The following is a 14,792-nucleotide window of genomic DNA, read 5'->3' as shown; positions in this document are numbered from 1 at the left end:
GCAATTCTCCTTTGCAAAAACTCTCGATGGTACTTCATCCCAACTCCTCCCTGAGTTAACATGAAAACATATGATGTGCGGTCATGTCATCATATGAGTAACGAAGGGATTCGTATTCTGCAAGAGGGAAGAGTGGCATGATGGGCGACAAAGCGAGGCCGCGGGAGAGGCGGGCGCAACAGATCATCGATAATCTCAGCGCAGAAATTCGCAGTGGAAAACTGAAGAATGGGGATCAGCTTCCCACCGAACCGGAGCTTGAGCGCAGCTATGGCGTGAGCCGCACCGTGGTTCGCGAGGCGATCGCGGATTTGCGTTCTGCCGGCTATGTCGTTCCCATCCAGGGCAAGGGGGTTTTTGTCAGCAACGCCAGTGAGTGGGCCGGCGTGAAGCTGACGCAAACCGAAGTCGGCACCATCGCGGAAACGCTGGAAATGCTGGAGTTCAGGCTTGCGACCGAAGGGGAGGCGGCCGCAATCGCCGCCTATCGCCGCACCGCCCAGCAGGAGGCCGCAATCTCTGCAGCGCACCGGAAAATGGCCCGCGCCATCGATGCGGGTGAAACCACCGTCGATGCCGATTACGAGTTCCACACGGCCATCGCGATCGCCACCAACAACCGCTTTTATCTGGAGGCTCTGCGTCAGTTCGGCTCGCGCTCGATACCGCGTGGGCAATTCCCGACGCTGCCGGAAACTGGTGATGCGAATTATCTTCGCAAAGTGCAGGCCGAGCACGAGGCAATCCTGCGCGCCATCGTCGAACAGGACCCGGATGCGGCGCGAAAAGCCATGCGCGAACATATGCTTGCCAGCCAGCGTCGATACAGGTTGCTGTCGGAAGCGCAATAGCATCTCGACACTCATCTTATTTCATGCGATGTCATATGATGACTTGCATGGAGAGAGGAGAGAATCGATGTATGTCGGCACCCAGGTTGCTGCGCGCGATGATGAGGATTTCAAGGTTTGGGCGCAGCTTGGCGTCAAAAATATCAACGCGGATCCGCCCGGAAAGCCCGCGAGCTGGACTTTCGAGGACTTCGAGCGTCACCGTGACAAGGTCGAAAGCTTTGGCCTCGTTCTCGACATGGTGCAATTGCCCCTGCCATCGCGGCCCATTGAAGAGGCGTCCTATCCCGATATCCTGCTTGCCGGGCCGGATCGCGACCGGCAGATCGATGCCGTCTGCGCGATGATCGAAAATATCGCCAGGGCAGGAATCCCTGCCGCGAAATACAATCTCAACCTCATCGGCATTCCGCGCACGGAAATGGAGCGCGGACGTGGCGGTTCGCTCAATGAAGCCTGGCGTTGGGACAAGGCGGACCATGATGCCGCGCCGGGCCTCGCTGGCGTCCTTTCCGAAGATGAGAACTGGGAACGCATCGACTATTTCCTCGAGCGCGTGGTGCCGGTGGCTGAAAGCAACAAGGTGCGTCTCGCCTGCCATCCGCACGATCCTTATACCCCGCCGGGTTACAAGGGGGTGACACGCGTTCTCGGCACGGTCGAGGGGCTGAAGAAATTCGTGCAGATGCGCGAGAGCCCCTATCACGGCCTGAATTTCTGCCAGGGGTCGATCGGCGAGATGCTCGATAATCCGCGCGAGGAGATCGACGACATCATTCGCTGGTTCGGTAGTCGCGACAAGATTTTCAACGTCCATTTCCGCAACATCAGCGGCGGCAAGCTCTCCTTCATGGAGACATTCCCCGATGAGGGCGACATGGACATGGTGCGGTCGCTGAAACTCTATCATGAGCTCGGTTATCGCTACATGATCATGCCGGACCATGTACCGACGATTGCCGGGCGCGATCCCGTCGGCGTCGCTTTCGCCTTCTGTTACGGCTACATCGCGGCCCTGATCGAAGCGCTTGATAACAATCATCTTTGACCATTCCGGCTCGCGGCGCACCCGGCGTCGCGGCTTTTTCCTGAACATGAATTACCGATCTGTAGGAGGAGCAGGTATGAAAAGAACACTAATCCGTCTCGCATTCACCACCGTTCTGGGCGCAATGCTCGTGCAGGGATCGCCCGTTGCGGCCAAAACCCCCAACGATCAGCTGGTCATTGGAACGTCGCTGGCGCAGGTCCTGTCTCTTGATCCGCACCAGGCGACGGAGGCAAAGGCCAATGAAATCATGGCCAATCTCTATGACCGTCTGATTTCCGTCGATGGTTCGGGCAAGGTTTCCCCGCAGCTTGCCGAGCGTTGGGAGACGGATGACAAGGGCATCACCTTTCATCTGCGCGAGGCCAATTTCGCTTCGGGCAATCCCGTAACCTCGGCCGACGTCGTCTATTCGCTCACTCGCCTGCTGAAAATGAACCAGGCCGCGGCCGCCAATCTGAAGCGCGTGGGTTATAACGCCGATAATATCGACAAGCTGGTCAGCGCACCCGATGAAAAGACGGTTCGCCTCGATCTTTCCGGCGAGACGACCTCCGAACTGCTCCTCTATCGTCTGGCCATGGTCATCGCCAGCGTCGTCGACAGCAAGGAACTCAAGTCGCATGAAAGCAATGGCGACTGGGGCAATGGCTGGCTGAGAACCAATTCCGCCGGTTCCGGTCCCTTTACGCTCAATCGCTGGTCGCCCAATGAGATCATCATTCTCGAGGCCAACAAGAACTACGTGGCCGGTAGCCCGAAAATGCGCCGCGTCATCGTGCGGCATGTGCCGGAAAGCCAGGTTGAGCGCCTGATGCTGGAGCGCGGCGATATCGACATCGCCAGTGCGCTAACGGCTGCAGACCTTGCAACCTTCAACAACAAGGAGGGTTTCCAGATCCAGCGTGTGCCGACGGGCGGCTTTTACGTCCTGTCCATGAATGCCGGCAAGGAGCCTTTGTCCAACCCAAAGGTCCGCGAAGCGATTGCCTATGGCATTGACTACAAGGGCATGGAAAAGACCATCATGGGTCCTTATGGCAAGGCGCGCACGGTGCCGGTGCCGCAAAACTTCGAATACGCCATTGCGAGCCCTGACTGGAAGCTCGATGTGGAGAAGGCGAAGGCTCTCCTCAAGGAGGCCGGTTATGAGAACGGCTTCACGCTCACTCTGAAAACGATTGCGCAGACGCCGCGCATCGATCTCGCCACTGCCATCCAGGCCTCGCTCAGCCAGATCGGCATCAAGGTCAACATCCAGCAGGGGAACGGTTCGGAGGTTATTGCCGCCCACCGCGCGCGGGATTTCGATCTGCTCATTCCGCAGACCGGCGCCTACATGCCGAATGTGCTGGGCTCGATGGAGCAGTTTTCGTCCAACCCCGATAATTCGCTGGCCGCCAACAATGCCGGTAATTTTGTCTGGCGCTCGGCCTGGGACATTCCGGAACTGACGGCGCTCACGGCAAAGGCGTCGCTGGAACCCGATGCCAAGAAGCGTGGCGAAATCTACACGCAGATGCAGGAAATGTTCGTCGCCCAGAAACCGGCAGTGCTGCCGATGTTTGAGAGGTTCGAGCCGATCGTGCTGAATGCGCGTGTGAAGGATTATGTGGGGCATCCCAGCCAGACGACGCGGCTTGAAAACGTAACGAAGGACTGAGGACAAACGACAGCCTTTGCAACAAGTGACGGGCGGTTTTACCGCCCGTTTTTATGAGGTTTTGGGCCCATGCCCCGGAAGGCTTCCGCTGCAAGGTTCATCCGGCGCTTTGCGCTCACGAAGCAAAGCGGCAACAGGCGATTGCCGCCCTCATCCCACAATTTCAGGGGGTTTTCTCAAGGACTTCATCGGTTTAGACCGTCCCGCAACTGTTCCTTCCGTCGGGCGAGAGTCGCGAACTCCGCTCACCCACCTCCCGAAGAATGCGTTGACGACAATGAACCTTGCACAGATAAAACTTCCGTCGCGGCCGCTGAGCCTCAAACGCGGCGTCATTTCGGCGCCTGCGGCCTATTATTTTTCCATTCCGGTGCTTCTGGCCATCACGGTCGTCATGCTTGTCGCCGAAGGCCCGGGCATATTGCGCGACTATCAGATCAGCAAAGATCCGCTGGAGATTGAAAACGGCGATATCAGCGGCAGCTGCAAGACGCGCAAGGCGATCTTCACGACCTGCAAGGCCGATCTTTCCTATGACCATGCGGGCGTAAGCTACAAGAAAGATGTCGAGGTCATGTTCGTCGATTTCCATTCCGGCGATTATGAAACCGGACTGGTCATCTCCGCGAAGAACCCGGAACTCGCAACGATTTCGCTGGGTCTCGACATGCTCTGGAACCGCATCATCACGCTTGGCGTGTTTGTTGTTCTTCTCGGTTTCGGCAGTCTGGCGATGCTGTTCACGCTTCTGCGGATCCTGCGGGTTCGTCTGCAACTGCGCAAGCCTGAGCCTTTGTCCGTCATTCCGGTGGCGCTGACGGCGGTTGCCGAAAAACGCAGCCGTCTCTTCGTCACCTATGCCGATACGGTGAGGGACGATAAAACCAAGCGGCAATCTTTTGCGCATCTGGAGCGGGGCCGCATTCCCGTTGTCATTGGTCACACCGGAAAACACGATGTGGCGCTGGCGGTCCTGCATGGCGACAGCGCCTTGCCGGTTCTGCTCGACGACCGGCTGGAGCGGATCGACCTGACCGAGCAGGAAAGGGCGGAAGCCCTTGCATCAATTGCCCCGATGCTCGCCAGTGAGGCGCAGGAGGCTGCAACGGCCCAGGCCGCGGCGATGAAGAAGGGACCGGGCCTGCTGCGCAGACTGGGCATTTTCGCTGCGATCGTCGCCGTCATCGTCGTCGCGGTGTTCGGTTACTGGCTGTGGTATGTCACAAGCGCTCCCTCGCAGTTCAACTCGCCCGGAATGGACATCAACAACATGCTGCCGGCGGCGCTTAACGAATGGGGTTGCGCCCGGTTGCAGGAGCGTTTCGCCGATGGCGCGGCGCCTTTCGGATGTGCCGCGGCAGATTACCGAAGCTGGAAATAAAGTTTCGGTCGATGATTTTCCCGGGTCGGTTTGCCATAAGCGTGACAGCCTGGCGCGCCGGCCCGCTTTCTTTTTCGTGCGCGAGAAAATATTGAAACAATTATCAATGGTTGCATTAGAGATTTATAAATAAACCATTCCCATAGTGCCATCCTGAGCGGTTCTTCAGAGGCTGGGAGAGTGCGTCATGTTCACGGTTCTGGAATGCGTTGCCATACAGCACGACCACGCGGTCGTGCTTCTCGCGGCTGTTATCTGCCTTCTTGGCATGTTTGCTTTTTTTCATCTTTTATTGCGCGCGGAAGAAAGTCCGGCTGGCCGTAAACCCTACTGGGTGCTGGTTGCGGCCTTTGCCGGGGGACTGAGCGTCTGGGCGACGCATTTCGTCGCCATGCTGGCCTACAAGGGTGCGGTCCCGATCGGTTATGATTTCGCCTTCACGGCTCTTTCTGCGGTTCTGGCCGTTTTCGGTTTCTGGTTTGCGCTCATTACACGCTCGCAGGCCGCTCACAGCCCGGTGATCGTCGGCACGCTCATCACCTTGTCGGTTGCCGTCATGCATTTCGTCGGAATGGCCGGAATGGATGTCGCCGCCACGATCAGCTACCGGTGGAGCGCGGTGGTGGGTGGTTTTGCGGTCGCCTGGGTGTCGTTTCTTCTGGCGTTTTTCCTTTTCCGTCGCCTCGGCTCCTGGCAGCGCATCGCCGCGCCGGCCGGATCGGCGATCTTCGCGATCTGCGCACTGCATTTCACGGCCATGTCGGCCACGGTGCTTTCGCCGGATCCATCCGTATCCGGGCCTGATCCCGACAATGTCGCCCGGCTGATCATGATCTGCGCCATTTCCGGCGTCACCTTCCTGATCCTGTCCACCACTGCCGCTGCTGCTCTTGTGGATCGTTACCTTGTCGATCTCAAGGGGCTTGTGGATGCGACGCTCGATGGTCTCGCCGTCGTGCGCGATGGGCGGATTGTGGAGCTTAACACCCGCTTTGCCGGCCTTCTGGGCCGGGAGGAAGCGTCGCTGCTCGGACAAAATCCCGACGATCTTTTCAAGGCCATCGACGGACAGCCCGCCTATCTGCCGCGCCACGCACCTGTGGAGGCGGTTCGTGAGCGCGCCGGCCAGGCGCAAATATTCGAGCTTAGTGTGCGCACGATCGAATTTCGCGGCCATCCTTGCGAGGTGATGGCCATTCGCGACCTGACGGAAAAGCGCGAAGCGCAGCGGGAAATCGAATATCTCGCCCGCCACGACGTCCTGACAGGCCTTTCCAACCGCACCATGTTCCAGACCCGTCTTCACCAGCAGATCGAGCTCTGCGACGAGGAGGACCAATTCGCGCTTCTGGCGCTCGATCTCGACCGCTTTAAGGCGGTCAACGACATATTCGGCCATGCCGAAGGGGACCGTGTTTTGAAAAAGGTCGCCGCTATTCTCGATGAATGTGCAAGGGCAGGCGATGTGGTCGCCCGCCTCGGCGGCGATGAATTCGTCATTCTGACCGCACGGCAAACCAGGGCGGAAGAGGCCCGTTTGCTGGCAGAGACGATACTTGGCATGTTCGCGCTGAAGATGAATGTCGCCAACGATCCGACTTCCGTTGGCGTCAGCATCGGCATCGCCGTCTTCCCGCGGGACGGGAAGGACCATGAAAGCATCATGCATGCCGCCGATCTGGCGCTTTACCGCGCCAAGATGGGCGGGCGCGGCATATTGGCCTTCTATGACCCCCTGATGGACCAGGAAGCGCGCGAACGCCGCCAGCTCGAGACGGATTTGCGGCTCGCTATTAATCGCAACGAACTGCTGCTGAATTATCAGCCGGTCCTTTCGGTCGAATGCGGCCAGGTGGTCGGTTACGAGGCGCTGGTGCGCTGGCAGCACCCAACGCGCGGCGTCGTGCCGCCGGATGTCTTCATTCCGATTGCCGAGGAGAGCGGCATCATCATCTCGCTCGGCGAATGGGTGCTGCGCGAGGCCTGCCGCCAGGCAAGCACTTGGGCGCCACATCTGAAGATCGCGGTGAATGTCTCGCCGTTGCAATTCTCGTTGGCCAATCTCGGCCATGTCGTCTGCACCGCACTGATGCAGACCGGGCTTTCGCCGAACCGGCTGGAGCTGGAAATCACCGAAGCCGCGCTTTTGAAAGACCGCAAGGCGACGCTGATCATCCTCAACCAGTTGAAGGCGCTCGGCGTTGCCATCGTCATGGACGATTTCGGTACCGGTTACTCCTCGCTTAGCAACCTGCAGAGCTTCCCCTTCGACAAGATCAAGATCGACCGAAGCTTCATCGCCGCCATGAGCGACGATGACAATGCCCGCGCCATCGTGCGCGCGGTAATCGGCCTTGGCCGCAGCCTCGATCTGCCGGTGACGGCAGAGGGGATTGAAACGGATGCGCAATACCGCATGGTGGTCGATGAGGGTTGCGCGCAAGCGCAGGGCTATCTTTTCGGAAAACCGGATGTCGCGCCCGCGCCGGCGGCAAACCCTGCCAGACGGAAGAGACACCCCGTTTGATAAAACATGCGACGGCACAATGGTGCCGCCGCCCTCCTTTCCCGTGCCCGATGGAACGAGAGCCAAGGCAGATCGTTAGGTTAGCGTGTGGCGCGTCCATGCCGCTGTCAGCCCGACCGGGCCGTATGTCTGCCTGTCAGCGAACGCGCCACGGATGGATAAACCTATCTATGGGAGAGACCGCGATGACAGACCGCCTCGAGCCGCAAGACCCGCGCAGCCAGTATCCGCGCCCGCCGTTTTCCACCCCGACCCAGGAAATGCCTGGTCTGGTGACGAATATGACGCCTTTCCCGGACCATGGTGAGAAGACCTATCGCGGCGCCGGCAAGCTTGCTGGGCGCAAGGCGCTGATCACCGGAGGCGATTCAGGCATCGGCCGCGCGGTCGCTATCGCGTTTGCGCGGGAGGGCGCGGATGTGGCGATCTCCTACCTGCCGGAAGAAGAAGCCGACGCCGAGGAAGTTGTGGCGCTGATTGAGGCGGAAGGTCGAACAGCCGTGGCGCTGCCCGGCGATATTACCGATGAGGCGTGGTGCCGTGAACTGGTTGAGAAAGCAGCAGGCGATCTCGACGGACTGGATATTCTGGTCATCAATGCCGCAAGACAGCAGTATCGTGACGACATAGAGGAATTGTCGACAGCCGACTTCGACCAAACCATGAAGACCAATCTTTATGCGCTTCACTGGATTGCCCAGGCGGCTGTTCCCTATCTCAAGCCGGGGTCGTCGGTGATCACGACCGCCTCGATCCAGGCATATGAGCCCTCCGCAATCCTGCTGGATTACGCAACCACCAAAGCTGGTATCGTCGCCTACACAAAAGCGCTGGCCAAACAGCTTATCGAAAAAGGTGTGCGCGCCAATTCCGTTGCTCCCGGTCCGTTCTGGACGGTGCTTCAGCCAAGCGGCGGCCAGCCGGACGAGAAGGTGAAGAATTTCGGCAAGGACAGCGATTTCGGCCGTCCGGGACAACCGGTGGAACTGGCGCCCGTTTATGTGCTGCTGGCGTCGCAGGATGCGAGCTTCATCAATGGCGAGGTTTATGGTGTGACTGGCGGCAGGGGCATTGCCTGAGGCGAGGCCCGCCATGCCGAACGAGCCCATGAGGATTTCGAAATGAAACGGCAGGCAGACCATTCAGAAAGGAATTTGAAGAGCTTGGATGTCCGCGACCGGCTGATACTGGCGCTTTATGCACAGTTGAAAGCCGAGCGGCAAACCCGCGAGGCGATGGAATGGGTCATCCGCAATGGCGGGCTGTCGCCGGAGGTGCTTGAAGCCATGGCGTCCGACCCGGTGCCGGTTCTGGCAGAGGCGGACGTGCCCGCCATCGAGCGCATTCTGGCCAACGGTCGACACGGAGAAACGTCCTCTCACAGCGATGACGAGGGACGACGAGCATGAACCGGAGAGCGAGCTGGAGAGGCAAGCTGACCTTCGCCGATTTCAACTGCGAAGTTGGTCTTTATTCCGCACTGACCTCGGCGGAGAAAATCTCCTTCAATATCGTCAACCGCAAGACCGGCCACCGTGTCGAGCGGCAATATGTCGATAGCGATACCGGCGAGGCGGTTCTTCGCGAAGATCAGGTCAAGGGATACGAACTCGACAATGGCGACCATATCGTCATCGAGGGAGACGAGATCGCAAAGCTGATGCCGGAAAGCGACAAGGTTATCCGCATCAGTCACTTTCTGCCCTGTGACGAGATCGACAAGCTTTATTTCGACAAGTCTTATTATCTCGCGCCAAGCGGTGAGGGTGGTGAAGAGGCGTTGACGCTTCTGGCGAAAGCCATGAACGACGAGAATGTCGCAGCTCTCGGCGAAGCGGCGCTTTTCCGCCGCAACCGTGTCCTGCTGATCCGTCCGAGCGGTAAGGCTCTCGTCGCGACGACGCTGAATTTCAGCTACGAGGTCCGTTCGCAGACATCCGTCTTCAAGTCGATCCCTGACATCGAGTTCGATGAAGAAATGCTCGAGCTCGCCGGGCACATCATCGAAAAGCGCGCAGGCACCTTCGATCCCGCCGACTATAGCGACCGTTACAACGATGCGCTGGCAGAACTTGTGAAAGCCAAGATCGAGGGCCGGGAAATCGAGAAACAGCCGCCACGCAAGGAAGACAATATCATCGATCTCAAGGAGGCCCTGCGTCGCAGCGCCGGGGCCGAAAAGGACAGCAAGAAAAGAGCGACGGCAAAAGGCCGCAAGGCGCCGCGGAAAGCGAGCTGATCTATGGGATTGCAGACCTACAACGCCAAGCGCAGTTTCGACAAGACACCGGAGCCCAAAGGCACGAAGGCCGAAAAGCAAGGGTCGAGCTTCGTTATCCAGAAGCACGATGCCCGCCGACTGCATTATGATTTTCGGCTGGAAATGGACGGCGTGCTGAAAAGCTGGGCGGTGACGCGTGGACCTAGCCTTAATCCCGAGGACAAGCGCCTTGCCGTGCATGTGGAAGACCATCCGCTCAGCTATGGCGATTTCGAAGGCGTCATCCCGAAAGGACAATATGGCGGTGGCACGGTGATCGTCTGGGATCGCGGTACTTGGCAGCCGGTCGGGGACGCTCGGAAGGGTTATCGCAAAGGCCATCTGGAGTTCGAACTGGACGGCGAAAAGCTGAGAGGCCGCTGGCATCTGGTGCGCATGCACGGAAAGCCCGGCGAAAACCGGGAGAACTGGCTGCTGATCAAGGGCGATGACGAGGAGGCGAGGCATGATGGTGGCGCGGATATTCTCGAAGAACGGCCGGAATCCGTAAAAACCGGGCGCAGTGTCGAGGAAGTCGCAGCCAAACCGAAGGATACCTGGAATTCCAAGCCGGTATCGAAAAAGGCCCTCGCTTCGGCCGCCGGCAGGAAACAGGCGCATGCTCTGCCCAAAGGCGCGCGCAAACTGGCTATGCCATCTTTCGTGCCGCCGGCACTCGCCACCCTCAAGCCTAAACCGCCGAGCGGAGATCGCTGGCTGCATGAAATCAAATTCGACGGTTACCGTCTGCAGGCGCGTGCCGATCAGGGCAAGCTTCAGCTGCTGACCCGCAGCGGGCTCGACTGGACGGAAAAATTCGGTGATGCCGTAGCATCCGCGCTGACGGCGCTACCGGCAGAAACGGCGTTGATCGACGGCGAAATCGTTGTCGAAGGCGATAACGGCGCATCCGATTTTTCCGCCTTGCAGAAGGATCTGAGCGAAGGGCGCAGTGACCGCTTCGTATTCTATGCCTTCGACCTTCTTTATCTCGATGGCAGCGATCTGCGCGCTGCGGCATTGAGCGAGCGAAAGGCACTGCTGGAAAAGCTGTTGCCGGCAGGCGATCCCCATCTCCGCTACAGTCAGCATTTCGAAGAAAGTGGCGCGATTGTTCTGGATCATGCCTGCCGGCTGAGCCTCGAAGGCGTCATTTCCAAGGTCAGGAACAGCAAATATGTTTCCGGCCGCAAGGGCGAATGGGTAAAATCTAAATGTTCGATGCGACAGGAATTCGTCATCGGCGGTTATACCGTCTCCTCGACATCGGACCAAGCCATCGGTTCGCTTGCACTCGGTGTTTATGAAAAAGGCAAGCTGCGTCATGTCGGCCGTGTCGGGACGGGTTATACGGGCGACGTGGCGGAAATGCTGCTTGGCCGGCTGAAGCCGCTGGAACGCAAGGGCAGCCCCTTCGGTGACAAGCTCACCGAGCTTGCCCGCCGCAATCTCCATTTCGTGGAGCCGGAACTGGTGGCGGAAGTGGAGTTCCGCGCATGGTCGGGAGATGGCAATCTTCGTCACGCCTCCTTCCGGGGTCTACGGGAAGACAAGCCGGCTGGGGAGATCGAACGCGAGGAGAAGGCCGTGTCGGATAGCAAGGCGCCGCAGTCGAAGATCAAGTTCACTCACCCCGACCGGCTCTACTGGCCGGACGATGGCGTGACAAAGGAGGGGCTGGCCAACTATTATGCGCAGGTCTGGCGGCACATGGCGCCCTTCGTGGTCAACCGGCCGCTCGCGCTGCTGCGTTGCCCGGAGGGCATAGAGGGCCAGCGTTTTTTTCAGAAACACGCCTGGCGCGGCATCAACAAGGCAATCGAGCAAATCAAGGATCCGAAGGACCGGGGCGGCGAGCCGCTGATCCGCATCACCGATTTCGATGGCCTGATGGCGCTCGTGCAGTCCGCCGCGCTTGAAATCCACCCCTGGGGGGCAAGCACCGCCAACTGGGAAAAGCCTGATATGATCACCATGGATATCGACCCTGGCGAGGATGTGGCCTGGGAGGCGGTGATCGAGGCGGCGCACGAACTGAAGCGGCGTTTCGAAGAGGCGGGTCTTGCCGCTTTCGTCAAGACGTCCGGCGGCAAGGGGTTGCATGTCGTCGCACCGTTGAAGCCGCAGGCGGGCTGGGCGCCGGTCAAGGCCTTCGCGAAAGCCATGGCAACGGATATGTCGAAGGCCGAACCGGAGAAATATCTCTCCGTCGCCACCAAGGCGAAACGGCAGGGCCGTATCTTCATCGATTATCTGCGCAATGGCCGGGGCAATACGGCGGTCGCCGCCTATTCGACGCGCGCCCGGCCAGGGGCGGCCATTTCAGCGCCGCTCGAATGGTCGGAGCTGACGGCCGAGATCGGCCCGGCCCATTTCACCGTCAACAATTTCGCCGCGCGCCTTTCCGCACTGAAAAAAGACCCTTGGGACGGCTTTTTTACTGCTGCCGAGACACTTCCGAAAAAGGCCCGCTGAAGGCATTGAGCCTCAGCTTCTTTTTTCGGAAGCAAGGCTTTTCTTAAGGGCATCCATGATGTTGATGACATTGCCGCCGCTGCGTGCCTTCGTGCCGGTTTTCTTTTTCGAGGAGGAGACCTCCTCGCCCTTGGACTTCAGCAGGGACTTGATCTTTTTCTGAATGGGGTCCTGCACCAAAGCCGGCTTCCAACCCGTCACCTGTTTACCGATGCGTTTTTCCATGGCGTCCAGCAGCGGCCGGTCGATTTTCATCTTCGGCTCCAAGGCGTCGATGCTTTCGCGTACCTCTTCGCCATAATGCAGCGTCCACAGGATGATGCCCTTGCCTGAAGGCTCGAGGAGCACAGCCCTTTCGCGGCGATAGATCACCAGACGCGCAATGCCGAAAACATCGTTCACCTTCATGGCTTCGCGGATGACGCTGAAGGCTTCGGTGCCGATCTTGTCTTCCGGGCGCAGGAAATGTGGACGGTCGTACCAGATCCAGTCGATCAATCCTTTCGGCACGAAGGTCTTGATATCGATGGTGCGGGTGCTTTCCAGCGCCACCGCATCGATTTCGTCATCCTCCAGCAGAACGTAATCGTCCTCGGAGCGTGGAAAACCTTTCACCTGGTTTTTCGCGGCGACCGGCCTATGGGTGACGCTGTCGACATACCGGCTTTCGACCCGGTTGCCGGTTTTGCGATTGAGTATGTGGAAACTGTATTTGTTGCCTTCCGTCGTCGCGGGTGTCAGCGAGACGGAGGCCGTCACCAGCGACAGCTTCAAATAACCCTTCCAAAAAACCTGCCGTGCCATGTCCGCGATCCACGTTGATCTCCCGGAACAACAGCCAAGGGCGGCGTTTGTTCCGGGAGAAGCGGCCCGTAGCGGCGTTATGCAGCTATCAGAACAGCGAGGTCAGCCCGTAAACCGCAGCGGAGATCAGCGCAGCCGCCGGCATGGTCACGATCCAGGCGATGACGATATTGCCGGCAAGGCCCCAGCGCACCGCCGAGACGCGGCGGGCAGCGCCGACGCCGACGATGGCGCCGGTGATCGTGTGGGTGGTGGAGACCGGAATGCCGAGCCATGTCGCACCGAACAGCGTCAGCGCGCCGCCGGTTTCGGCGCAGAAACCCTGCATCGGGTTCAGTCGGGTGATTTTCGATCCCATCGTATGAACGATGCGCCAGCCGCCGAACAGCGTGCCAAGCGCCATGGCCGACTGGCAGGAAATCACCACCCAGAAGGGCACGTAGAAGCTTTCGCCGAGATGCCCCTGGCTGAAGAGCAGCACGGCAATGATGCCCATGGTCTTCTGCGCGTCGTTGCCGCCGTGTCCCAGCGAATAAAGCGAGGCGGAGATGAACTGCATGACGCGGAAGGTGCGATCCACGGCAAAGGGCGTTTGCCGCACGAACAGCCAGGAGACGGTCAGCACCAGAAGCAGGGCGAGGAAGAATCCGATGGCCGGCGACATGAAGATCGCCCCCACGGTCTTCAGCAGGCCCGACCAGACGATGGAATTGAAACCCACCTTGGCAAATCCCGCACCGACGAGCCCGCCGATCAACGCATGCGACGAGCTGGAGGGAATGCCGAAAATCCAGGTGACGATGTTCCAGACGATGGCGCCGATCAGCGCCGCGAAGATCACCTGCGGCGACACGATGGCTGGATCGATGATGCCGGTGCCGAGCGTTTCGGCCACATGCAGGCCAAAAAACAGGAAGGCGATAAAGTTGAAGAAGGCCGCCCAGGCGACCGCATATTGCGGGCGCAGTACGCGGGTGGAAACGATGGTGGCGATGGAATTGGCGGCGTCGTGCAGACCGTTCAGGAAATCGAAGAACAGCGCAATGGCGATGAGGCCGACAAGCAGCGGCAGGGCAAGTGCGACATCCATCAGACGTTCTCGATCACGATGCCGCTGATCTCGTTGGCCACATCCTCGAAGCGGTCAACGACCTTTTCGAGTTCGCCGTAGATCTCGCTGCCGATCATATAGGCCATGGCATTGCCGCTTGCGCCGTGGCGGCGGAAGAGGTCCTTGAGACCCAGATCGTGAAGTTCGTCGGAGCGGCCTTCAACGCGGGTCACCTCTTCGGCGATGGATGACAGGCGATGCGCATTCGTGCCGACCTTGTTGAGAAGCGGAATGGCTTCTGCGATGAGGCCGGCTGCGCGCACGATCTCATGACCCATTTCCTTCATCAGAGGATCGAATTCCGTTTGCTCGAAAAGACGGATGGTCTTGACCGTCTTGTGCATCATGTCGATGGCGTCATCCATCGACTGGATAAGATCCTTGATGTCGCCACGATCGAATGGCGTGATGAAGCTGCGTCTGACCGCAAGCAGCACATCGCGGGTGATGTCATCCGCCTGGTGTTCCAGCGCGACGATGAGGTCGCAGTTCTTCTCGACGTCGATGCCGCTCAAAAGTTGGTCAAGGGCCTCGGCCGCTTTGATAACGGTTTCGGAATGTTTGCTGAACATCTCGAAGAAACGGTCCTCGCGCGGCATCAGCTTGCGAAAAATACTCATCATGCGAATTGGCCCTCAATGGCGCTATATTAGTTGTGGGGGGTGATTGTCA

General features: G+C 59.1%; 12 protein-coding genes. 9 read left to right on the top strand and 3 right to left on the bottom strand.

The features are described 5' to 3' along the window. Nucleotides 1–137 precede the first annotated feature (137 nt). The 9 genes from PL599_RS08885 to ligD all read left to right on the top strand — a co-directional run bounded on the left by PL599_RS08885 (nucleotide 138) and on the right by ligD (nucleotide 12,205). On the top strand, nucleotides 138–851 hold the full coding sequence (locus PL599_RS08885; RefSeq protein WP_077983450.1) for a FadR/GntR family transcriptional regulator: 714 nt from the start codon (nucleotides 138–140) through the stop codon (nucleotides 849–851). A 67-nt stretch (nucleotides 852–918) separates the two neighbouring features. Next, nucleotides 919–1,899, top strand: a complete 981-nt coding sequence (locus PL599_RS08880; protein ID WP_271358990.1) for a mannonate dehydratase — start codon at nucleotides 919–921, stop codon at nucleotides 1,897–1,899. Between the two features lie 124 nt (nucleotides 1,900–2,023). Continuing rightward, nucleotides 2,024–3,562: an ABC transporter substrate-binding protein gene (locus PL599_RS08875; protein ID WP_244614254.1), complete on the top strand. Its 1,539-nt coding sequence runs from the start codon at nucleotides 2,024–2,026 to the stop codon at nucleotides 3,560–3,562. Between the two features lie 277 nt (nucleotides 3,563–3,839). Then, a complete protein-coding gene (locus PL599_RS08870; protein WP_142913900.1) occupies nucleotides 3,840–4,943 on the top strand; it encodes a hypothetical protein in 1,104 nt (367 codons plus the stop codon). A 187-nt stretch (nucleotides 4,944–5,130) separates the two neighbouring features. Next, entirely contained in the window at nucleotides 5,131–7,470 is a 2,340-nt protein-coding gene (locus tag PL599_RS08865) for a bifunctional diguanylate cyclase/phosphodiesterase (protein WP_269824310.1), read from the top strand. 185 nt (nucleotides 7,471–7,655) lie between these two features. Beyond that, nucleotides 7,656–8,549: an SDR family oxidoreductase gene (locus PL599_RS08860; protein ID WP_077983492.1), complete on the top strand. Its 894-nt coding sequence runs from the start codon at nucleotides 7,656–7,658 to the stop codon at nucleotides 8,547–8,549. A gap of 42 nt (nucleotides 8,550–8,591) precedes the next feature. Continuing rightward, nucleotides 8,592–8,879, top strand: coding sequence for a hypothetical protein (locus PL599_RS08855; protein WP_269824311.1), 288 nt, complete (start codon nucleotides 8,592–8,594; stop codon nucleotides 8,877–8,879). Next, nucleotides 8,876–9,709, top strand: a complete 834-nt coding sequence (gene ku / locus PL599_RS08850; protein WP_271358989.1) for a non-homologous end joining protein Ku — start codon at nucleotides 8,876–8,878, stop codon at nucleotides 9,707–9,709. The genes PL599_RS08855 and ku (PL599_RS08850) overlap by 4 nt, the downstream gene beginning before the upstream one ends. A gap of 3 nt (nucleotides 9,710–9,712) precedes the next feature. Then, entirely contained in the window at nucleotides 9,713–12,205 is a 2,493-nt protein-coding gene (gene ligD, locus PL599_RS08845; protein WP_269824313.1) for a DNA ligase D, read from the top strand. Between the two features lie 12 nt (nucleotides 12,206–12,217). Here ligD and ku (PL599_RS08840) read toward each other — a convergent pair whose 3' ends face one another. The 3 genes from ku (PL599_RS08840) to PL599_RS08830 all read right to left on the bottom strand — a co-directional run bounded on the left by ku (PL599_RS08840) (nucleotide 12,218) and on the right by PL599_RS08830 (nucleotide 14,743). Further along, nucleotides 12,218–13,009, bottom strand: coding sequence for a non-homologous end joining protein Ku (gene ku / locus PL599_RS08840; protein ID WP_269824314.1), 792 nt, complete (start codon nucleotides 13,007–13,009; stop codon nucleotides 12,218–12,220). 88 nt (nucleotides 13,010–13,097) lie between these two features. Then, nucleotides 13,098–14,099: an inorganic phosphate transporter gene (locus PL599_RS08835; protein WP_077983442.1), complete on the bottom strand. Its 1,002-nt coding sequence runs from the start codon at nucleotides 14,097–14,099 to the stop codon at nucleotides 13,098–13,100. Then, nucleotides 14,099–14,743 (bottom strand): DUF47 domain-containing protein, encoded by a 645-nt coding sequence (locus PL599_RS08830; protein WP_217003945.1) that lies wholly within the window; start codon nucleotides 14,741–14,743, stop codon nucleotides 14,099–14,101. The genes PL599_RS08835 and PL599_RS08830 overlap by 1 nt, the downstream gene beginning before the upstream one ends. Nucleotides 14,744–14,792 lie beyond the last annotated feature (49 nt).

Origin of the sequence: Agrobacterium sp. ST15.16.055 (genome assembly GCF_027956555.1) — a bacterium.
Taxonomy (GTDB): Bacteria; Pseudomonadota; Alphaproteobacteria; order Rhizobiales; family Rhizobiaceae; genus Agrobacterium; species Agrobacterium salinitolerans.
Note: the sequence above shows the minus strand (reverse complement) of the source record. Positions and strands in the feature narration are given on the sequence as shown.

Excerpts from the sequence above, each read along its gene's own strand:
- PL599_RS08885 (WP_077983450.1), top strand. The coding sequence starts at position 138 with ATGATGGGCGACAAAGCGAGGCCGCGGGAGAGGCGGGCGCAACAGATC.
- PL599_RS08880 (WP_271358990.1), top strand. The coding sequence starts at position 919 with ATGTATGTCGGCACCCAGGTTGCTGCGCGCGATGATGAGGATTTCAAG.
- PL599_RS08875 (WP_244614254.1), top strand. The coding sequence starts at position 2,024 with ATGCTCGTGCAGGGATCGCCCGTTGCGGCCAAAACCCCCAACGATCAG.
- PL599_RS08870 (WP_142913900.1), top strand. The coding sequence starts at position 3,840 with ATGAACCTTGCACAGATAAAACTTCCGTCGCGGCCGCTGAGCCTCAAA.
- PL599_RS08865 (WP_269824310.1), top strand. The coding sequence starts at position 5,131 with ATGTTCACGGTTCTGGAATGCGTTGCCATACAGCACGACCACGCGGTC.
- PL599_RS08860 (WP_077983492.1), top strand. The coding sequence starts at position 7,656 with ATGACAGACCGCCTCGAGCCGCAAGACCCGCGCAGCCAGTATCCGCGC.
- PL599_RS08855 (WP_269824311.1), top strand. The coding sequence starts at position 8,592 with ATGAAACGGCAGGCAGACCATTCAGAAAGGAATTTGAAGAGCTTGGAT.
- ku (WP_271358989.1), top strand. The coding sequence starts at position 8,876 with ATGAACCGGAGAGCGAGCTGGAGAGGCAAGCTGACCTTCGCCGATTTC.
- ligD (WP_269824313.1), top strand. The coding sequence starts at position 9,713 with ATGGGATTGCAGACCTACAACGCCAAGCGCAGTTTCGACAAGACACCG.
- ku (WP_269824314.1), bottom strand. The coding sequence starts at position 13,009 with ATGGCACGGCAGGTTTTTTGGAAGGGTTATTTGAAGCTGTCGCTGGTG.
- PL599_RS08835 (WP_077983442.1), bottom strand. The coding sequence starts at position 14,099 with ATGGATGTCGCACTTGCCCTGCCGCTGCTTGTCGGCCTCATCGCCATT.
- PL599_RS08830 (WP_217003945.1), bottom strand. The coding sequence starts at position 14,743 with ATGATGAGTATTTTTCGCAAGCTGATGCCGCGCGAGGACCGTTTCTTC.